Genomic DNA, 20,257 nt, shown 5'->3' on the forward strand with positions numbered 1-20,257 from the left:
CCTGGGTGCGCGCTGTTGGGGGTCCGCGTCTTGTTTGCCCGAGTGGCCCCCCAGCAGCAGTCGAGCAAGCTCGACGCTACGCAGGCCGCGCCGACCACGGCGCATGCCCGCGGCGCTGCACATCAACGGAACGGCATGCCGCGGCCGCCCATGGCGCCCATCATGCCCTTCATGCTGCGCATCATGCCCTTCATGCCGCCGCCAGCCATCTTGCTCATCATCTTTTCCATCTGCATGTACTGCTTCATGAGCTTGTTGACGTCGGCCGGGGTCACGCCCGAGCCCTTGGCGATGCGCGCGCGGCGCGAGCCATTGAGCAGGTTCGGGTTGCGCCGTTCCTTCTTGGTCATCGAGCTGATGATGGCGATCATGCGCGGCACTTCCTTGCCCTGGCTGACCTGCTGCTTCAAGTGATCGGGGATGTTGCCCAGGCCCGGCAGTTTGTCCATCAGGCTGCCGATGCCGCCCATGTTCTGCATCTGCTCCAGCTGGTCGCGCATGTCGTTGAGGTCGAACTTCTTGCCCTTGGCGACCTTCTCGGCCAGCTTGGCGGCCTTGTCCTTGTCGACCTGCTGCTCGACCTGCTCCACCAGCGACAGCACGTCGCCCATGTCGAGGATGCGGCTGGCGATACGGTCCGGGTGGAATACGTCCAGGCCTTCCGGCTTTTCGCTGACACCGACGAACTTGATCGGCTTGCCGGTGATGTAGCGCACGCTCAGCGCGGCACCGCCACGGGCGTCACCGTCGGTCTTGGTCAGCACCACGCCGGTCAGCGGCAGCGCATCGCCGAAGGCCTTGGCGGTGTTGGCCGCGTCCTGGCCGGTCATGGCGTCGACCACGAACAGGGTTTCCGCCGGGTTGACCGCCGCATGCAAGGCCTTGATCTCGGCCATCATCGCTTCGTCGATGGCCAGGCGGCCGGCGGTATCGACCAGCAGCACATCCACGAACGACTTGCGCGCATCGTCGATGGCGGCGCGGACAATGGCTTCCGGCTTCTGATCGGCGCTGGACGGGAAGAACAGCACACCGACCTGCTCGGCCAGGGTCTTCAGCTGCTCGATCGCGGCCGGACGGTAGACGTCGGCCGACACCACCATCACCTTCTTCTTGCGCTTTTCCTTCAGGTGCTTGGCCAGCTTGCCCACGGTGGTGGTCTTGCCGGCGCCCTGCAGGCCTGCCATCAGGATGATGGCCGGGGCGGGAACATTGAGGTTCAGGTCGCTGGCTTCGGCGCCCATCACCGCGGTCAGCTCGTCGCGCACGACCTTGATGAGGGCCTGGCCCGGGGTCAGCGACTTCAGCACTTCCTGGCCGACTGCGCGCACCTTGATGCGCTCGATCAGGGCCTGCACCACCGGCAGCGCGACGTCGGCCTCAAGCAGCGCGATGCGCACTTCGCGGGTCGCCTCGCGGATGTTCTCCTCGGTCAGGCGGCCGCGGCCACGCAGGCGCTCGATGGTGCCGGAAAGGCGCTGGGTCAGGGACTCGAACATGCGGCGCAACCTGTCTGAAAGCGGGGGACAATAAGGCCGACAGTATAACGGGTCCGCCCGCCTTCCCGGGCTGCGACCACCGGGCCGTCGCCAGCATCACGGGGGTATGCGAAACTGCGACGATGCCAATCGTTCTCATCGCCGCCCTGCTCTACCTGGCCGCCAGCGCCCTGCTGGTGCGTGCGCTTGGCCGCGATGAGGCCGTCGGTTCGCCCACCTGGCTGTGGCCAGCGCTGCCGGCCATGGTGCTGCACGCTGGTTATCACGTGCTGGTGGCGCTGCGAACCAGTGGCGGGCCGGACATGCACTTCTTTGCTGCGCTGTCGCTGGTCGGCCTGGGCATGGCCTGGCTGACCTCGCTGGTCGGCGCGCGCGGGCGCATGTCGGCACTGGGCGTGGTGGTGTTTCCGCTGGCCGCGCTGCTGCTGGCGGTCTACCACGGCTACGGCCACGAACCGAGCAGGGTGCTGGGCTGGCGCCTGGCCAGCCACGCCTGGCTGGCCCTGCTGGCCTACGCCACGCTGAGCATCGCCGCCCTGCTGGCGATCATGCTGTGGCTGCAGGAACGGGCGCTGCGCCGCCGCGAGTTCCGCCCGTGGCTGCGTGCGCTGCCGCCGTTGGCCGATCTGGAGGCGCTGCTGTTCCGGGTCATCACCGTGGGCTTCGCCCTGCTCACCCTGACCCTGGTCACCGGCGTGCTGTTCGTCGATGACCTGCTGGCGCAGAAGCTGGTGCACAAGACCGTGCTCAGCGTGCTGTCGTGGATCGTGTTCGGCGTGCTGCTGATCGGCCGCCGCCGCTATGGCTGGCGCGGGGTGAAGGCGGTGCACTGGACGCTGTCGGCGATGCTGTTGCTGCTGCTGGCGTTCTTCGGCAGCCAGTTCGTGATCGAGCTGGTGTTCGGGCATACACGGTAAAGGCGTGCCGACCAACGGTCGGCACGCACCTCAGGGTACGGGACAGGTGTGTAGAGCCGAGCCCATGCTCGGCTGCTTTGCCACATGAGCCGAGCATGGGCTCGGCTCTACAACAATCCGCGCGATGCGTGCCGCTGCATGGCGCCGTCGGCGTGAACGAGTAAAGGCGTGCCGACCAACGGTCGGCAACCACCTCAGGGCACGGGACAGGTGTGTAGAGCCGAGCCCATGCTCGGCTGCTTCGCCGCGTGAGCCGAGCGCAGGCTCGGCTCTACAACAATCCGCGCGATGCGTGCCGACCCCCGGTCGGCGCCCACCGGGGACCGGTAGCGCCGGGCCCTGCCCGGCGAGCGCGCAGCGCGGTAGAGCCTACAGGCCGTAGCGCTCGATCACATCCAGATGCGGCTGGCGTTCCTGGTCACAGGCTTCGGCCAGGCGCAGCCAGCACATCGGATGCGGCCAGCCGGCGGTGGCCTGCTGCAGGTGGCGGTGCAGCGCGAGCGGCGCATGCCCCTGCGGCTGGGCCACGGTGAACAGCAGGCCCGGCAGCGTGCCCTGGTCCGCATCCGGGTCGGTCACGGTGTAATCCGGGCGGCTGTGCACCCACACCTGCCAGCCCTGCGCTTCGGCACCTTCCACGAACGCGTTCCAGGCCTCCTCGCCCGGGTGCGCGCCGTCGATCAGCCAGCTGCGCTCGAAGCCACCACGTTCCAGCACATGCACCTGCGCATAGGTCGGAATGAAGTGCTGGCGCTGATCTTCCTCTTCCGGTGCCGGGTGCACCAGCGCGGCATCGAACACCACCCAGTCACCCACCTGCTGGGCACGGTTGGCCGGCGCGTTCTCGACGATGCGCGCGGTCACCGGGCCGGTCCGGCGCGCGTAGTACTCCATCGGCTCGCCCTGTTCCAGGCTGCGGATGATCACCCAGCCCCACGGCTCTTCGACCACGCCGTCCTGGCTGGTCAGCTCCATGCCGATGGCGGCGGCCGAGCGGCGCACCGCGTCCCAGTCGCGCGCGGCACTGGCGGCGCTCATGTGGTCCCAGTGCGCGGCATTGGGATCTTCCAGCGTTTCCACCAGCTGCGCGTAGCAGGCCTGCGCATCGCTGAAGCGGCCGGTTTCCATGTACATGCGCGCCAGCGTGCCACGTGCGCCGTGCGACCCCGGCGACAGCGCCAGCAGCGCCTGCGCGGCCTGCTCCAGCGCCGGCCAGTCGGACACGCGGCGTGCGCGCTGCACCTCGCACCAGTGCGCGAACACCGGCACGCTGCCGCGATAGGTATCGGCCAGGCGTCGCAGGCCATCATCATCGCCCTGCTCGGTCAGCCAGCGCATCAGCGTGTAGGCAGCGGCGCCGTCCTCCTGGGCGTGCGCACGCACGAACTCCCACAGCAGCGCGCGCGCTTCGGTCTGCGCGCCACAGGCGTTCAGCGCCGATGCGGCCACCTCGGCCAACGCCTCGTCATCGGGGCACTGCGCGTGCGCCTGCAGCAGCCACTGTGCCTCGCGCTCGGGGTCGCGCGACTGCTGCTGTTCGCCGCGCGCTTCCAGCCACGCCAGCAGTTCGGCGGCCGACACCGGCAGCGATTCAACTTCGGGTAGTGCGTCGATGCGGGCCGCCAGGCCGGCCACCAACGCGCCGGCACCGCGGTCCTGGCGCAGCTGTGCCAGGTGCGTGCGGGCCAGGCCGAGCTGGCGCTGCGCCACCCAGCGCGCGCCGCGCTGCAGGGCCAGTTCCAGGCTCAGCGCAGCCAGCTCGATCACCAGGCGGTGGGCACCGACGCTGGCGAAGTGCTCGATGATGGTGTTGAAGCGCGTGCCCAGGTCCCAGGTGTTGCGGGCCGGGTCGCGGCTGCACAGCAGCGCCACCGTGTTGGCCCACAGGCGCCAGGTGTTCGGGGTCAGCTCGCTCCACGGCACCAGCTGCTGCAGCGCCTCTTCGTCGCGGCCCAGCTGGGCCAGCGCCCAGGCGCGCGACAGGCGGCGCGGCACCGTGCAGTTGGCCGGTTCGTACTCGCCGGCTGCGGCCACTTCGGCTTCGCGCTGCTCGATCAGCACCATCGCCTCGTCGGCACGGCCGCTGGCCAGCCGGATCTTGATCTGCATTTCCGGGAAGCTGTCGAACACTTCCTTGCCACGCGCTTCCACCGCATCGGCCTGCGCCTTCAGGTAATCCAGCGCGTCCTGCGCGCGGCCGTCATCGAGCAGCGCATCGGCCTTCTCGCAGCTCAGGCACTGGAAGCAGGCCCAGGTCGGATCGATGCGCGCCAGCGTTTCGTCGCAGACTTCGATGCGCTCGGGCACCCAACCCGGGCCGTCGATGTTGCCGTAGCAGGCGGCCAGATCCTGGGTCACGCAGATCGACTGCGGGCATTCCAAGGTGTCCTCGCGGTGCGCGCGCTCGAACAGCGAGACCGCCTCGCCGAGCGCGCTCTCGCCTTCGACGCGGTTCCCCACGCGGTTGCGCAGCGCCCAGTGGCCGACGTAGACGTCGACCCAGGGGTTGTCCAGCGCCTTGCCCAGCGCACGCGCCTCGGGCAGCAGCGCATCGACGCGGTCGATCTGCAGTTCACTGACTTCGTCGGCAAGGCGGGTCAGCAGGTGCGCGTTCTGCGCCTGGCCGGCCTGGCGCAGGTCTTCCTGCAGCTTTTCGACCCAGTTCCAGATATCCATCGGGGTTGGTGCTCCTGTCTAGCGTGAGGCTGGATGAGAGAAAGTGTGTGCGGTGCTCAGCGCAGCATCTGCTGCAGAGCACCGGCGATATCACTGAAGGCGCCGTTGAGGTCCGGGCCGGGCGTCGCCGCGCCGCGGGCCAGCGGGCGGCCCTGCGCAGAGACGATGATCTTCAGCGAGCGCAGCAGGCGCGCGGCCGCCGGTGCCTGCGGATGCCCCTCGCGCTGCGCCTGCAGCAGGGCCTGCACGGCCGGGTTGTCCAGATTGATGTACAGCCGCGACGGTGCGCGCGCCTCGATGCGGGCAGTGAACTGGCGGGCCAGTCGCAGCGCGGCCATCGACACGCGTTTGTCGTTCTCGTCGTCTTCCAGGCGCTGCTTCAGCTCGGCCTCGCGGTCGGGCACCACCACCACCGGCAGCGCCTCGGGGCTGAAGCGCGCCGGCAGCAGCTGCTCGCCATCACCGAGGTGCTCGCCCAGCCACGCCAGCTGCGCCGCATCCAGGCTGTCATCGGTGCGGAACAGCGCGCGATTGCCCTGCTCGGTGCCGAGCTCCACCAGGCGCAGGCCCTTGGCCTGGGTCCAGCGGCGCAGGAACGGCACCACCGCGTAGCGATGGCCGTGCGCGACCGGCACGCCCATCGCGCGGAACAGCATTTCTTCGAAGCCGCCGCCGTTGTCGAGGATCACGTGCACGGCACCACGCGCGGGCAGCGCGCTGGCTGGCAGGTCGCCCTGCGAGGTCGGCACGCGCACGTGTTCCAGCAGCAGCTCGAACAGGCGCTCATCGCACAGCGCGGCACCCAGCAGCGCCTCGTTGTGGCGGGCCAGCACGCGTCGCCATGCTTCGGGCTGCTGCCGCGCGACCTCGGCCAGGCCGTCGATCAGCGCTTCCAGCAGCGCGTGCTGCACGGCGCGGTACTGGTCGTCGCGCTGCAGGTCCTCGCGGCTGGCGGTAGGGGTCAGGCGCGAGGATTCGATCACACCGCCGATGAAGCCCGCCCACGGCGGCAGCAGGTCGCGCGCATCGTCGTCGAGCAGCATACCGCGCACGAACACCGACAGATTGCGGTTGTCGCTGGTGCCGTAGGTGGCGCCGTCCTGCACCCACAGCATGCCGGTGGCATCGCTGTCGGCGTCGGCGCGCAGCGGCACGGTCACGATGGGTTCGAAATCATGCTCGAAGCGCGCGGCGAACTGCAGCGCCTGGCGACGGGCCTGCACTGGGTGCAGCGCCACCTCGCCCTGGCCGCGCCACGGTGGCGGCTCCGGGTTGAGCGCTTCGGCAGCGGCGCCGATGAAGATCGGTTCGGACAGCAGCGCGCAGTAGCGGCCCAGCACCTCGTACAGGCGCGCCTCGTTGGCCAGCGGCAGGAAGTCGGCATGCAGCTCGAGCTCCACTTCCGTGCCGACGGCGCGCGACGGCACTTCGCTCACCGTGTACTGCTCGGCGTTGCTGGAGACATACAGGTGGCCCAGCTCCGGCGTCTGGTAGGAGGTGGTGCGCACGCTCACCCGGCGCGCCAGCACGAAGGCCGAGAGGAAGCCCAGGCCGAACATGCCGATCAGGCCGTCCTGGTCATCACCGCCCTGGCGCAGGCCGCGGGTGTAGCCGACGCCGACGGTGGCCAGGTAATCGTGGATTTCCTGGCGGGTCAGACCGGCGCCGGTGTCGGTGATGCGCAGCAGGCCGGCGGCGGCATCGACCTGCACCGAGATGCGCGAGGGCAGCTCGATGCCCGGCTGCTCCAGGCGGCGGCGAATGATGGAATCGTGCGCGTTCTGCACCAGCTCGCGCAGGGCGACCATCGGGGTGGAATACAGGTGCTTGCCCAGCACCGTCATCAGTCCATTGAGATCGACCCCTGCGCGGCGGATTTCGGCGGCGGGGGTGCTGAGCGTGGGGTCCTGCATGAAATCGTTTACTCCTTGCCACACAAGGCGCCGCAAAGGCGCCGTCGTCGAGCCGGGAAAACTAGCACAGCGAAGCTGACCGTTACTGCATCGGACGTATGTAGGGCCGAGCCCATGCTCGGCTGCTCTTGGCGGGAAAGCAGCCGAGCATGGGCTCGGCTCTACAGAAAAGCGGGAGAAGCAGCCGAGCATGGGCTCGGCTCTACCAGACGCGCATCACGCTGCGTCGATGGCCTCGGACAGGCGTTCGACCGCGATCACGTCCATGCCCTTCACCGTGCCGCCCTTGGGGGCGTTGGCCCTGGGCACGATGGCGCGCTTGAATCCGTGGGTCGCCGCTTCACGCAGGCGGTCCTCGCCGTTGGGCACCGGGCGGATCTCGCCGGACAGGCCGACCTCGCCGAAGGCAATCGTTTTCTCCGCCAGCGGCCGGTCCTGCAGCGACGACAGCACGGCCAGCAGCACCGGCAGATCGGCGGCGGTCTCCTGCACGCGGATGCCACCGACGACATTGACGAACACGTCCTGGTCGCCCACCAGCACGCCGCCATGACGGTGCAGCACCGCCAGCAGCATGGCCAAGCGGTTCTGCTCCAGGCCAACGGCGACACGGCGCGGGTTGGACAGCGGCGAGGCATCGACCAGCGCCTGCACTTCCACCAGCAGCGGCCGGGTGCCCTCGCGGGTCACCATCACGCAGCTGCCCGGCTGATGGGTGCTGGCACCGGACAGGAAGATGGCCGACGGGTTGGAGACTTCCTTCAGGCCCTTGTCGCCCATGGCGAACACGCCCAGCTCGTTGACCGCGCCGAAGCGGTTCTTGAACGCGCGCAGCAGGCGGAAGCGGCTGCCGCTCTCGCCTTCGAAATAGAGCACGGCGTCAACCATGTGTTCGAGCACGCGCGGTCCGGCGATGCCGCCTTCCTTCGTCACGTGGCCGACCAGGAACACGGCGGTGCCGGTTTCCTTGGCAAAGCGCACCAGCCGCGCGGCGCTCTCACGCACCTGGCTCACCGAGCCGGGCGCCGCGGTCAGCGTTTCGGTCCACAGGGTCTGCACCGAGTCGGCCACGATCAGCCGCGGACCGGCCTTGGACGCGTGCTGCAGGATAGACTCGACGCCGGTCTCGGCCAGCGCGTTGACCCCGTCCAGCGGCAGTTCCAGCCGGTGCGCGCGGCCGGCCACCTGGGCCAGCGATTCTTCGCCGGTGACATACAGCACCGGCAGCACCGCCGCCATCTTCGCCACCGCCTGCAGCAGCAGAGTGGACTTGCCGATGCCCGGATCGCCGCCGACCAGTACCACTGCGCCCTCGACCAGGCCGCCGCCCAGCACGCGGTCGAACTCGCCGATGCCGGTACTGACCCGGCGATGCTCGGTCTGCTCGACGTCCTTCAGCGCGGTGATCTTCGGCGGGTCGATCTTGCCGGCCCAGCCAGCCCTGCGCGAGGCAGGCGCCTTGGCCGCCGCCGCGCTCTCCAGCACGATTTCCGACAAGGAGTTCCAGGCGTTGCACTCGGTGCACTGCCCCTGCCACTTGCTGTACTCGGCGCCGCATTCGTTGCAGACATAGGCAGTGAGGCGGGCTTTGGCCATGGGGCAGGACTTCGGTGCGGGGAGGTGAAGGAGGATAGCCGACGCCAGTCGCAGCCGCTGCGACCCCAGCATGAGGGCGACGGGGTCACGACATCCCCAAATATGAGATGAACATCACATTTTGACGCTCTAAGGTTGGCGTCCGCGCAGCCGCTATAGTCCGCGCCGCTGCGCCCTCTCCACGCCCCCGAAGGATCTTCAATGACTGGCACCTACAGCCAGAGCCTGGTTGTTTTCTCGCTGCTGGTCGCCATCCTGGCGTCCTATACCGCACTGGACATGGCCGGCCGCCTGGCCACGACGGAGGGCCGGGAGGCGCGCTGGTGGCTGACCGGCGGCGCCCTGGCGATGGGCCTGGGCATCTGGTCCATGCATTTTGTGGGGATGCTGGCCTTCAGCCTGCCGATCCCGGTCGGCTATGACCTGGCCATCACCCTGTACTCGCTGGCGGTCTCGGTGGGCGCATCGGCGTACGCGCTATGGCTGGTCTCGCGCCCGCTGCTGCCCGGCCGCCGGCTGCTGGCCGGCGCGGTGCTGCTCGGCCTGGGAATTGCGGCCATGCACTACCTGGGCATGGCCGCCATGCGCATGCAGCCGGGCATCGATTATGACCCCGCGTGGTTTGCCGCCTCGATCCTGATTGCCGTCGGTGCCGCCGGGGCCGCGCTGTGGATCGCTTTCCGCCTGCGCGGCCAAGGTGCGCGCACCGTGCGCCTGCGGCTGCTGGCTTCCCTGGTGATGGGCCTGGCCATCGTCGGCATGCACTACACCGGCATGGCCGCTGCCAACTTCCCCGAAGGCAGCATCTGCGGCGCGGCCATCCATGGTGGCATCGACAGCCGCTGGCTGGCGGTGCTGGTCATCGTCACCACGTTGGGCACCATCGGCATCGCCCTGGTGGCCTCGCTGTTCGACCGGCAGATGCGCGAGCGCACCGGTCTGCTGGCTGAATCGCTGGAGAAAGCCAACGACAAGCTGCTGCAGGCCGCGCTGCACGACCCCCTCACCCAGCTGCCCAACCGCATGCTGCTGCAGGATCGCATCGAGCAATCGATAGAAAAGGCACGCCGCCGCGGCCATGGCCTGGCCGTGATGTTCTGCGATCTTGACGGCTTCAAGGCGGTCAATGATGCCTATGGCCACCAGCTGGGCGACCGCCTACTGGTACGCATGAGCGAGCGGGTCAGCCGATTGTTGCGCCCGCAGGACACCCTTGCCCGGCTCGGCGGCGACGAGTTCGTGATCGTGCTGGCCATCGACGCACCGGACGATGCGGTGGTAGTGGCCGAGCGCATCGTAGCGGCCATGGCCGAGCCGTTCCTGATCGACGCCGCCGAACTGCAGGTCAGCGCCAGCCTCGGCATTGCCCTGTACCCGGACGACGGCGCCACCGAGCGCGAACTGATGGCGCACGCCGACGCGGCGATGTACCACACCAAGGATGGCGGCCGGAACGGCTATACCTTCTTCACCCCGTCGATGCAGGTCAGCGCCAACCGCCAGCTGCGGTTGCTGCAGGACCTGCGCCGCGCCAGCGACCGCGGCGAGCTGCGCCTGCACTACCAGCCGAAGTTCGTCGCCGCCGGTACGCCTGCAGTGGGCGCCGAGGCCCTGCTGCGCTGGCAGCACCCGGAGCTGGGCATGCTTGCCCCGGATGTGTTCATCCCGATTGCCGAGCGCAGCGGGCTGATCCTGCCGATCGGCGACTGGGTGCTGGACCAGGCCTGCGCGCAGCTGCGCGCCTGGCACGATTCCGGCCACCCGGAATGGACGATGGCGGTGAACCTGTCGGCGCTGCAGTTCTCCTCGCCCTCGCTGGTGGACAACGTGCGCGACGTGCTGGCGCGTCATGCGATCGCGCCGCAGCGGCTGACCCTGGAGATCACCGAAACCACGGCGATGAAGGACGTCGAAGCCAGCCTGGCCATCCTCAACGACCTGACCGCGATGGGGGTGCAGATCTCCATCGATGATTTCGGCACCGGCTATTCCAGCCTGCTCTATCTGAAGCGGATGCCGGCCACCGAGCTGAAGATCGACCGCGCGTTCGTGCGCGACCTGGAGAAGAACGCTGAGGACGCGGCCATCGTGTCGTCGATCGTGGCGCTCGGGCGGTCGCTGCAGCTGCAGGTGGTGGCCGAGGGCGTGGAAACGCGCGAGCAGCAGGAATATCTGAGCGGGCTGGGCTGCGACCAGCTGCAGGGGTACCACCTGGGCCGGCCGATGGAGCCGGACGAGTTCCTGCGCAAGGTGGGGTAAGCAGGCGGTTCATCCACGCGTGGCGTGGATCTACCGCCGCCGGGCATGGCCCGGCGCTACCAACGCACGCACCAACCGGTAGCGCCGGGCCATGCCCGGCGGGCACACGACGCATCCGCCCTACCCCACCCAAACGAAAAGGCCGCCCCGAAGGGCGGCCTTTCCGTGTGTGGCAACGTCGCGAAGACGTCAGTGCATCATGTGCACGTTCATGTTGTGCATGACCCACAGGGTGCCGGCCACGATGATGCCGATCACCACGACGGTGAAGGCAGCAGCGTTGACGTTCCAGCGGCTTTCCGAAGAGCGGTCCAGGTGCAGGAAGAACACCAGGTGGACCAGCATCTGCAGCACCGCGGTGACCGCAATCACCACACCGCAGGCGGTGCGCGAGAAATCGCCGGACATCACCATCCAGAACGGGATGACGGTCAGCACCACCGCCAGCACGAAGCCGATCAGGTAGGACTTGACGCTGCCGTGGCTCTCGCCACCCGCTGCGTGGTCATGTGCATGGTTGTCATGTGCCATTACAGCGCTCCATTGAGGTAGACGACGGAGAACACGCCGATCCAGATGAGATCCAGGAAGTGCCAGAACAGGCTCAGGCACGCCATGCGGGTCTTGTTGGTCGGGGTCAGGCCGTACTTCTTCAGCTGCACGAACATGACCAGCAGCCACAGCAGGCCGGCGCTGACGTGCAGGCCGTGGGTACCGACCAGGGCGAAGAACGCCGACAGGAAGGCACTGCGGTCCGGACCATAGCCCTGATGGATCAGGTGCTGGAACTCATAGACTTCCATGCACATGAAGCCGAAGCCCAGCAGCCAGGTCACGCCCAGCCACAGGAACATCTGGCCGACCTGCTTGCGGTGCATGGCGATCATGCCCAGGCCGAACGTCAGCGACGAGGTCAGCAGCAGCGCGGTTTCCCACGCCACGAACGGCAGCTCGAACAGGTCCTTCGCGCCGGGGCCGCCATCGGTGCCGCCGGCCAGCACCACGTAGGTGGCGAACAGCGAGGCGAAGATGAGGCAGTCGCTCATCAGGTACACCCAGAAACCGAAGACGGTATTGCCGCCGGTGTCGTGGTGCTCGTGGTCGTCATGGCCATGGGCCGCCGCGTGCGCGGCGTGCCCGTGGCTCAGGGTCGAGGTATTGGTGCTCATGCCTTCAGCTCCGACTTCACCAGGCCCTGGGCTTCCAGGTGCTTGCGGTGTTCGTTCTCGATGCGTTCCACCTCGGCGGCCGGGACCCAGTAGTCCACGTCCTGGTCGAAGGTGCGGTAGATGAACGTGGCGATCATGCCGACGAAGCCGATGATGGCCAGCCACCAGATGTGCCAGATCATGGCAAAGCCGAAGACCATGCTGAAGGCGCCGATCACCACGCCCGTGCCGGTGTTGCGCGGCATGTGGATGTCGGTGTACTTGGCCGGCTTCGGCCAGGCTTCACCACGCTGCTTGCGCTCCCAGAAATCGTCTAGCTCGGTGACTTCCGGCAGGGCGCCGAAGTTGTAGAAGGCCGGCGGCGAAGAGGTTTCCCACTCCAGCGTACGGGCATCCCACGGGTCGCCGGTCAGGTCGGCGGTCTTCTTGCGGTCGCGGATGGACACGGCCACCTGGATGATCTGGCACAGGATGCCGGCACCCACGATGAAGGCACCCACCGCAGCCACCAGCAGGAACGGCTCGTAGGCCGGGTTGACGGTGCTCTGCAGACGACGGGTCATGCCCATGAAGCCCAGCACGTACATCGGCATGAAGGTCACATAGAAGCCGATGAACCAGCACCAGAAGGCGCACTTGCCCCAGAACTCGTTCAGGCGGTAGCCGAACATCTTCGGCCACCAGTAGGTGATGCCGGCGAACATGCCGAACACCACGCCGCCGATGATGACGTTGTGGAAGTGGGCGATCAGGAACAGGCTGTTGTGCAGCACGAAGTCGATGGCCGGGATCGCCAGCATCACGCCGGTCATGCCGCCAATGACGAAGGTGACCATGAAACCGATGGTCCACAGCACGGGCGTGGTGAAGTGCACGCGGCCGCGGAACATGGTGAACAGCCAGTTGAAGATCTTCACACCGGTGGGGATCGAGATGATCATCGTCGTGATGCCGAAGAAGGCATTGACGTTGGCACCCGAGCCCATGGTGAAGAAGTGGTGCAGCCACACGATGAACGACAGCACGCCGATGCAGGCGGTGGCGTAGACCATGCCCTTGTACCCGAACAGTGCCTTGCGCGAGAAGGTCGCGATGACTTCGGAGAACACGCCGAAGGCCGGCAGCACCAGGATATAGACTTCCGGGTGACCCCAGATCCAGATCAGGTTGATGTACAGCATGGCGTTGCCGCCACCATCATTGGTGAAGAAGTGCGTACCCAGGTAACGATCCAGGGTCAGCAGCACCAGGGTGATGGTCAGCACCGGGAAGGCAGCGACGATCAGCACGTTGGTCACCAGGGCAGTCCAGGTGAACACCGGCATCTGCATCAGCTTCATGCTCGGGGTGCGCATCTTCAGGATGGTGATGAAGAAGTTGATACCACTCAGGGTGGTACCCAGGCCCGCCACCTGTAGGCCCCATATGTAGTAATCCATACCTACATTGTTGCTGTACTCGATACCCGACAATGGCGGGAAGGCCAGCCAGCCGGTGGCGGCGAATTCACCGATCCACAGCGACAGCATGATCAACACCGCGCCGGATACGAACAGCCAGAAGCTGAGCGAGTTGACGAACGGGAACGCGACGTCGCGCGCACCGATCTGCAGCGGCACGGCCAGGTTCATCAGGCCGGTGATGAGCGGCATCGCCACGAAGAAGATCATGATCACGCCGTGGGCGGTGAAGATCTGGTCGTAGTGGTGCGGCGGCAGGTAACCCTCGGACCCGCCGACGGCGATGGCCTGCTGGGTACGCATCATGATGGCGTCGGAGAACCCGCGCAGCAGCATGACGAAGGCGACGATGAGGTACATCACGCCGATCTTCTTGTGGTCCACCGAAGTGAACCACTCTTTCCACAGATAGCCCCACAGCTTGAACTTGGTGATCAGGGCCATGACGCCCAGGCCACCCAGCACCGCGCCGACCAGGGTGGTCAGCACGATCGGATCGTGGGGGATCGACTCAAGAGAGAGTTTTCCCAGCATGTTCATTCTCCCGAACCCATGTGGCCTTCATGGCCACCGTGTTCGTCTGCGTCAGTGGCATCCAGGTTCTTCCCGGATTCCTTGGAATCATGCGCCTCGGTCGGGGCGTGCCCCTCGTGCGCTTCATGGCTGGACGCATCGGCGGCTGCGGCACCCGCGTGGGAATGCTTCATGCCGTAGTGCTTGTTGTCACCCATATGCTTGGCGAGGACCCAGTCGAACAGGCCTTCTTCCACGGTGCCGTAGTAGGTCACCGGATACCACTCGGAGTTCTTCGCTTCGCCCAGAGCCTTGAAGGACGCCTGGTTCAGCGTCTCCTTGCCGGCGCGGACCTGGTCCAGCCACTGGCGGTATTCGGCATCGGTGACCGAATAGGCGGTGAAATGCATCTTGGCGAAGCCCAGGCCGCTGTAATGCGAGGACATGCCCGGGAACTCACCGGTCTCGTTGGCGATCAGGTGGAGCTTGGTCTCCATCGCCGCCATCGAATAGATCATGCTGCCCAGGTGCGGGATGAAGAACGCATTCATCACCGTGTCGGACGTGATCTTGAAGTTCAGCGGGGTGTTGACCGGGAACTTGATCTCGTTGACGACCGCAACCTTCTCTTCCGGATAGATGAACAGCCACTTCCAGTCCAGCGAGATCGCCTCGATGGTGACCGGCTTGACGTCCGATTCCAGCGGCTTGTACGGGTCAAGCGCGTGCGAGGACCGCCAGGTCAGCACCGCCAGGACCAGCACGATCATGCAGGGGATCGACCACACCACCACCTCGATCGCCGTCGAGTGGGACCACTTCGGCTCGTAGCGGGCCTTGGTGTTGGAGGCGCGATACTTCCACGCGAAGGTCAGGGTCATGATGATGACCGGGATGACGACCAGCAGCATGAGCACGGTGGCCGTGATCAGCAGGGTCTTCTCATCCTGGCCGATCTGGCCCTTCGGACTGAGGATGGCCACTGCATCGCAACCGGTGAGCATCACCAGCAACGACAGCAGCAGGCCCGGGCGCAACCAGCGCCCAAGGGTTTTCAACGGAATCATCGGTCGATCCAATTGCGAGGGAATGCCGTTCCCCGTCCTGCCCGCTCCGGCCAAAGCCGGTCCCGCCTGCGGTTGAGACAGGCAGTGAGGTGGGGTCGAGTCAGCCTTTCAATTTTAGGCCGTCACGCATCATTTAAGAAGGGCATTGACAATGATCCAGCGCAGGAAGTGGCCGGATATCGCTGCGACACGTTGTCGCACCGGGTGCGCAGAGCGCGCGGATGCCGGAATCGGCAAAGCCCGATGAACGCATTCAGGAATTCAGATGGCTGGCCCCCTACTGCCCCGCCGCGCCGGCGGGCGCAGGGTACTCGAAGCGCAGCTCGCGCTGGCCCTCGCCCACTACCGGCAGCAGCGGATCGGCACCCACGCAGCCCATGCGCAGCCGCAGCTGATGCTCCGCAGGCGCCCCGCCGCAACTGCCGAAGCTGGTGATCTCAACGCCCGACAGCAGTGTCCTGAAGAAGGTTTCCGCCTCGCGGCGCGCCTGCTCGCGGCTGGCCTCGGTGGCCTCCACGCTGTAGCGCAGCTTGATGGCGTACATGCGGTCGATCGCGAAGACCATCACCGAGCTGTAGGCCGTGCCCTCGTGGCTGTAACGGAAGTCCAGCACGTTCGCATCCACCCGTGCAGACCCACCGGGCGCGAGACTGGCGACCGGCACCACCATGGATCGCAGCGGGGACATGTCGCGCTCGCTGGCCATCTTTTCCCTGCGCGCGTCCAGCAACGCCTCGCGCTCGCCTTCGGCCGCCGCCCGCTGCTGGGCCGGTTCCTGCACGCCGGCGGGATAGAAGTACAGGTCGATCCAGCCGGTTTTGTCGCCCGGCCGCTCGAAGCGGACCGAAGCGCCACCCAGTACATCGTCGTACCGGCGCTCATTTACCGCCTGCCACTGGCCCACCTGCATCGGATAGACCACGCTGGTGCCGCGCAGGAAATCGCCCAGGAACACCGTAAGGTCCGGCGGCACTGCATCCTCCGCGTCCAGGCTCAGAGTTTCCCGGGGCGCATCGGCGCCGCACTTCTCGTCAAGGATCGCCGCCACATGCGCGCGCAGGGTGCCGGCCTTCTTCAGCGCGGCCAGGTGATCCACGCCCGGGATCTTCAACGACGGATCAGCCTCGATGAACACCGCGTAGGCCTTGAGCGCACTTTCCACGCCCGCCAGCTGCCGATTCAGCTCGTCGCCGTCGCTGCCTTCGGTGATCTGGTACGCCAGGTTTCCGAAGGTCTGCTGCGCGAGTACTTCCGGCGCGATCGAGGTTTCCTCATCCACGGTCTCGGGCAGCCCGAGGACCGGGCAGATAATCACCTGATAATCCGGGGTTTCCAGCGCCCAGTTGAGCAGCCAGCGCCGCATCTCCTCCGCGCCGGGCTGCAGCGGAGACACCTCCAGCTGCCGGGTTTCCCGCACGAACCGGGTGGTCTCGGCCTCCGGCGCGGCCCCTGCCAGCGCAGGCAGTGTGGCCGCAACCACGAAGGCTGCGGCGAGGATGGACCGACCCAACACATTCCCTGATGCCATGGCACACACTCCCTGGGGCCGCGCGGCGCGGCGTGCAGGCGAAGCGTATCAGCTTGGCCTGACTTCCCTGCACACCAGTTCGGCCAGTTCGCGGCAGGCGAAAAACAGCCCCTCGACCACGCCTTCATCCAGATGGCGCTTGGGCGTGGCCACCGACTTGCAGCGACTGGCCGCGTGCAGCATCTCCACCGCGGTCAGGATGGCGACGGCGGCGCGGTCGATGCGCGCCAGGGACTGGCGACGGCCCTCGGACAAGTTCTCTTCGGGCCAGAGCATGCCATCGGAGCCTTCGCCATCGCGGATGCGCCGCAGGCAGCCCTGGAAGGTGCTCAGTTCGTCGGCCGGGTTGGCGTCGTCGTTGATGGGGTCATCGATGGGGAACGGCGGAGTCTTGCGGGTGGTCATGGCGTCGGCTTCCGTGGCTGTACTTAACAGCGCCACCGCGCGGAGGCGGGTGGCGGACGGTGCGGGTTCCAAACCGGGACGTTTAGCTGAGACCGGCGGATCCGAAGATCCCCACGCACCGCCCGCCATAGAGGCCGACGGATTGCCAGCCGGCACCGCTTCAGGACGGTGCCGACTGGCAAGCGTAAAAAACTAAACGTCTTCGGGTTTGGATGCCCGGCCACCCGTTTTCGGTGGCGCGCCATGTTGTTTACGCCTGCACGTTCGATTCAATGAGAAAAATCCGAAAGGTTCGAACGCATCGAGCGTGCGGGAGGGAGTTTTGCATGTGCGTGGGAGTGGCGGAGGCGACATGGAAAGTCGTGAGCGCGGTGATGTGAGGGCATACACGACATGGGGTGGCGCAGACGGGCCGGAAATCAGCGGGGCGCGTGACGCTTTCCGCTTCCCACTACTTGTATGAAGGTGGGTGACTGGATGTTCTGATACCGCCAGGGACGGGGCATCGTGACGCAACCGGCTGATTTAACGCGCAATAAGCGACAGGCCACGCCCGCAACTTCCGCGCACCGGCCACACGCCCCATTGAGTCGAAGTCCAAGTCGGATCACTTCCTTATCCGACACTGCTCGCGCAGTTTCTGGATTCAAGACCGAGGGAGATCACACGATAGTCGACCCAACCGTCTTCGATATCCCCATCCCAATACTTGAATCGTGTCTCACGAATCAGGACCTGCCATGCATGCGCATTGTCATCCGCGGTAGATCGTACAAGGTTAAGTCTGTCAACCAACGTCACCTCGTAGCGTTGCGCCATGCCCAAAGCTCGGAGCCTTATTGCGGCGACTTTTTTTATTGCCGCCAATCGCTTGAAAGTCAAGGCCATTGGCGACGCGCGCGAGCGCGAGCAGGTTGATCCCCGGAAAAGCTGCAAGTCCAGCCCGCGCGCCAAGGCCGAGCATTCGCTCCAGGTCTCAAGCGACAGTTCGGCTATACGAAAGCCCGCTGCCGGGGCTAGCTAAGCATAGCGCCCAGGTGCCTAGCTTGTTCGCGCCGTGTAACTTGATGGTGCCTCAGCAGTTGATACTTGGATAGGAGCAACGCTCCCTAGATGGCCCGCAAGGACACTTAGACTTCGGAAAAACAAGATGATCGCATGTGACTCTTTGTTTTGGATCACTCCAGCGCTATAAATTCAGCACTCAATCGAAAGTGACCAGGAAGTTCCGAACATCCACTATTTACCTGAAGGACAATAATCCCCCTCTTCAAAATCCCAAACTCCATCAGCCTCACCCTGCTCCAGTATTTTATATATTTTATTTAGTGGAGCCCCAGGCGGTACATCCAACGCATAGAGGAGCCTATTGTTCACGTTAGACCCCTCGTAGCTGCATCCAAGGCGCTCAAGTTCCGCCCATCGAGCCAGGAACGTGTCATGCATGGCAGATGCAGCCATCTTTACGCGATAGGTTGAATGTCCCCCGCGCTCGGCAACAGCTACGAATACAAGCCCATCATCGATACACCTCACCGTGACCACATCTCCGCAACTAACTCCATACGCATAAAAAGGAATATTATCCAAGACAAAAACATCATTAGACAACGCACGCGCATGCATAACCTCAACACCACCATCATCCAGCTCAAAACGCACCTTTATATCTTCGCCATTCATCGCTTTTCCCACTCGTCAGGATTGTTCGCGCCTTTTTCTCTGTTACATGTTCTGCAGGCATCTCTTTCGTTCTCAGGGCTATTATTCCCACCCTTGGATGCTGGGTCAATGTGATCTCTCTCTCGGGAATTTGGCAGCCCATAAGTATTGGTCGTACTAGTCCCACAATAGGCGCACGGAATGCCCTCTTTCTCAGCCCTAACTTCGGGAGACTCTTTAGGAAAACGTTTCCCCGCTCCCGGGCCTCCGGTTGAGCCCCACTTGCCATCACTTCCTGGCTCTCGATCCGACACAATTGAACCGTCACTTACTAAAGCCGGCTCGTTCTTCGGCGCCTCTGACTTCTGCAGCGCTCCTTTGAGTGCACGACTTATATCCCGCCCTAGCTCTTGTCTTTGCTCTGGCGTTGTACTGAAGTAGTAGATGGCACCTGCTGCAAGCGGAATCAAGATCACTTCCGCAACAATCGCATACCGCCCGTCCGGGTCGGTAAACTTGTACGGATTCCCGTTCGCGTACCGATACCGATTGAACTGCCCAACCGGCTGCTCATACGCCGTCACCGGATCCACGGACAGGAACACACCCAGCTGCGGATCCATGTACCGCTGCTGCATGTAGCTCAGCCCGGTCGACGCATCGCTCACATGTCCGGTATATCCCGGTCCATCCGTGACCTCACCACCCACCACGGCACCATAGGGCTCGTAGTCATAGCGCTTGATCACGTTGCCGTTGGCATCGCTCTCAGCCACGACCGAGCCCAGGGCGTCAGTATGGATGTATGTAACCGTCTGGGCACTGGCAGAAGCAACCATGCAAAGAAGCGACAGCCAGCAAAAGGTAAAACGCGAGATCAGGTTCGACATGATATTTCCCCCGTTCATAGCGGCGGCTCACCCGGATTCTCCGGCTTCGGACCCCGCTCCACCGTAGGCACGAATGGTGCCGACCACCCAGAGCAGCCCGCCGCGTTGATCGAGGACAACAAGCGCGCCTCGAAAAAGATCGAAATGCTAATACCTCGTTAGAGATCCGCTGCCTCATCACTTAAAGATCCTTTGCACCCCCCCCTGCAACCTTGATCAGTGCTTACGAAAGGGAAAGCCGGAGACGAAGCGCTTCAGGACTACTTGACCCGCAAGACGTAGCACCTCTGTACCAAAGGCCTTCTGTTCTCGGCGCAGGCCTAGGAGCGGCTTGCGAGTACTTCCAAGTCTCGACCGTCGACCGGAAAGCTAGTCAACAACAGCAGCTGCCGCGATTCGCGAGAACTGGCCGGTAAGTCGCAAAGAAGCCGGTTCATCAGCCAAGTCTCAGACTTGCCGTACGGACAAGAATCCTCCGCAGCTAGCAGCAGAGCGCGCGATGAGCAATCAGTCCGACACGAATCCCTCACCAATCAATGGGTTCCACCCCAATCCAAACAAAAAGCCCCGGCCTGGGCCGTAATGCTGTTCACTTAAGCAGCCGGGCCAATCAGAATCCGATGCCAGTCTTCTGGCATCGGATTTTTTGTGCCCATCCAACAGCAATTGCTCGACCTTGGTGACCTGTTCAACTTCTCCGACC

Annotated in this window: 15 protein-coding genes; 2 read left to right on the forward strand and 13 right to left on the reverse strand. The window is 65.2% G+C overall.

What is annotated here, in order from left to right:
- Positions 1-122: 122 nt before the first annotated feature.
- On the reverse strand, positions 123-1,499 hold the full coding sequence (gene ffh, locus FJU31_RS13570; RefSeq protein ID WP_150455222.1) for a signal recognition particle protein: 1,377 nt from the start codon (positions 1,497-1,499) through the stop codon (positions 123-125).
- A 122-nt stretch (positions 1,500-1,621) separates the two neighbouring features.
- Between ffh and FJU31_RS13575 the strand changes: the two genes are divergently transcribed.
- Positions 1,622-2,416: a cytochrome C assembly family protein gene (locus FJU31_RS13575; protein WP_150455223.1), complete on the forward strand. Its 795-nt coding sequence runs from the start codon at positions 1,622-1,624 to the stop codon at positions 2,414-2,416.
- Positions 2,417-2,785: 369 nt separating this feature from the next.
- Here FJU31_RS13575 and FJU31_RS13580 read toward each other — a convergent pair whose 3' ends face one another.
- The 3 genes from FJU31_RS13580 to radA form a co-directional block, all read right to left on the reverse strand.
- Complete coding sequence (locus tag FJU31_RS13580) at positions 2,786-5,092, reverse strand: tetratricopeptide repeat protein (protein ID WP_150455224.1); 2,307 nt, start codon at positions 5,090-5,092, stop codon at positions 2,786-2,788.
- Positions 5,093-5,148: 56 nt separating this feature from the next.
- Positions 5,149-7,005, reverse strand: coding sequence for an ATP-binding protein (locus FJU31_RS13585; protein WP_150455225.1), 1,857 nt, complete (start codon positions 7,003-7,005; stop codon positions 5,149-5,151).
- Between the two features lie 216 nt (positions 7,006-7,221).
- Positions 7,222-8,601, reverse strand: a complete 1,380-nt coding sequence (radA, locus tag FJU31_RS13590) for a DNA repair protein RadA (protein WP_150455226.1) — start codon at positions 8,599-8,601, stop codon at positions 7,222-7,224.
- Positions 8,602-8,802: 201 nt separating this feature from the next.
- Between radA and FJU31_RS13595 the strand changes: the two genes are divergently transcribed.
- Positions 8,803-10,860 (forward strand): putative bifunctional diguanylate cyclase/phosphodiesterase, encoded by a 2,058-nt coding sequence (locus FJU31_RS13595; RefSeq protein WP_150455227.1) that lies wholly within the window; start codon positions 8,803-8,805, stop codon positions 10,858-10,860.
- 189 nt (positions 10,861-11,049) lie between these two features.
- Here the strand turns inward: FJU31_RS13595 and cyoD are convergent, their stop codons facing one another.
- The 9 genes from cyoD to FJU31_RS19355 form a co-directional block, all read right to left on the reverse strand.
- Positions 11,050-11,391: a cytochrome o ubiquinol oxidase subunit IV gene (cyoD, locus tag FJU31_RS13600; RefSeq protein ID WP_150455228.1), complete on the reverse strand. Its 342-nt coding sequence runs from the start codon at positions 11,389-11,391 to the stop codon at positions 11,050-11,052.
- Entirely contained in the window at positions 11,391-12,029 is a 639-nt protein-coding gene (gene cyoC, locus FJU31_RS13605; RefSeq protein WP_150455229.1) for a cytochrome o ubiquinol oxidase subunit III, read from the reverse strand. Before cyoC ends, cyoD begins: the two co-directional genes overlap by 1 nt.
- Positions 12,026-14,023, reverse strand: a complete 1,998-nt coding sequence (gene cyoB, locus FJU31_RS13610; protein ID WP_150455230.1) for a cytochrome o ubiquinol oxidase subunit I — start codon at positions 14,021-14,023, stop codon at positions 12,026-12,028. Before cyoB ends, cyoC begins: the two co-directional genes overlap by 4 nt.
- Positions 14,024-14,025: 2 nt before the next feature.
- The gene (gene cyoA, locus FJU31_RS13615; protein WP_150455231.1) at positions 14,026-15,069 is read right to left on the reverse strand and encodes a ubiquinol oxidase subunit II; all 1,044 of its coding nucleotides are present in this window, start codon (positions 15,067-15,069) and stop codon (positions 14,026-14,028) included.
- 277 nt (positions 15,070-15,346) lie between these two features.
- The gene (locus FJU31_RS13620) at positions 15,347-16,606 is read right to left on the reverse strand and encodes a hypothetical protein (protein ID WP_188115503.1); all 1,260 of its coding nucleotides are present in this window, start codon (positions 16,604-16,606) and stop codon (positions 15,347-15,349) included.
- 39 nt (positions 16,607-16,645) lie between these two features.
- A complete protein-coding gene (locus FJU31_RS13625) occupies positions 16,646-17,002 on the reverse strand; it encodes a hypothetical protein (RefSeq protein WP_116863975.1) in 357 nt (118 codons plus the stop codon).
- Between the two features lie 1,239 nt (positions 17,003-18,241).
- Positions 18,242-18,685, reverse strand: coding sequence for a DUF4265 domain-containing protein (locus FJU31_RS13630; protein ID WP_150455233.1), 444 nt, complete (start codon positions 18,683-18,685; stop codon positions 18,242-18,244).
- On the reverse strand, positions 18,682-19,554 hold the full coding sequence (locus tag FJU31_RS13635; protein WP_150455234.1) for an RHS repeat-associated core domain-containing protein: 873 nt from the start codon (positions 19,552-19,554) through the stop codon (positions 18,682-18,684). Before FJU31_RS13635 ends, FJU31_RS13630 begins: the two co-directional genes overlap by 4 nt.
- 507 nt (positions 19,555-20,061) lie before the next feature.
- Positions 20,062-20,257 (reverse strand): hypothetical protein (locus tag FJU31_RS19355; RefSeq protein WP_223176414.1); only part of this gene is annotated, 196 nt, incomplete at its 5' end.

The organism is Stenotrophomonas cyclobalanopsidis (assembly GCF_008710035.1).
Lineage (GTDB): Bacteria > Pseudomonadota > Gammaproteobacteria > Xanthomonadales > Xanthomonadaceae > Stenotrophomonas > Stenotrophomonas cyclobalanopsidis.

Bases quoted from the DNA above. Each gene is read 5' to 3' on its own strand.
- radA (WP_150455226.1), bottom strand. From the start codon at position 8,601: ATGGCCAAAGCCCGCCTCACTGCCTATGTCTGCAACGAATGCGGCGCC.
- FJU31_RS13625 (WP_116863975.1), bottom strand. From the start codon at position 17,002: ATGACCACCCGCAAGACTCCGCCGTTCCCCATCGATGACCCCATCAAC.
- cyoD (WP_150455228.1), bottom strand. From the start codon at position 11,391: ATGGCACATGACAACCATGCACATGACCACGCAGCGGGTGGCGAGAGC.
- FJU31_RS13585 (WP_150455225.1), bottom strand. From the start codon at position 7,005: ATGCAGGACCCCACGCTCAGCACCCCCGCCGCCGAAATCCGCCGCGCA.
- cyoA (WP_150455231.1), bottom strand. From the start codon at position 15,069: ATGATTCCGTTGAAAACCCTTGGGCGCTGGTTGCGCCCGGGCCTGCTG.
- FJU31_RS13580 (WP_150455224.1), bottom strand. From the start codon at position 5,092: ATGGATATCTGGAACTGGGTCGAAAAGCTGCAGGAAGACCTGCGCCAG.
- FJU31_RS13595 (WP_150455227.1), top strand. From the start codon at position 8,803: ATGACTGGCACCTACAGCCAGAGCCTGGTTGTTTTCTCGCTGCTGGTC.
- ffh (WP_150455222.1), bottom strand. From the start codon at position 1,499: ATGTTCGAGTCCCTGACCCAGCGCCTTTCCGGCACCATCGAGCGCCTG.
- FJU31_RS13575 (WP_150455223.1), top strand. From the start codon at position 1,622: ATGCCAATCGTTCTCATCGCCGCCCTGCTCTACCTGGCCGCCAGCGCC.
- cyoC (WP_150455229.1), bottom strand. From the start codon at position 12,029: ATGAGCACCAATACCTCGACCCTGAGCCACGGGCACGCCGCGCACGCG.
- cyoB (WP_150455230.1), bottom strand. From the start codon at position 14,023: ATGCTGGGAAAACTCTCTCTTGAGTCGATCCCCCACGATCCGATCGTG.
- FJU31_RS13630 (WP_150455233.1), bottom strand. From the start codon at position 18,685: ATGAATGGCGAAGATATAAAGGTGCGTTTTGAGCTGGATGATGGTGGT.
- FJU31_RS13635 (WP_150455234.1), bottom strand. From the start codon at position 19,554: ATGTCGAACCTGATCTCGCGTTTTACCTTTTGCTGGCTGTCGCTTCTT.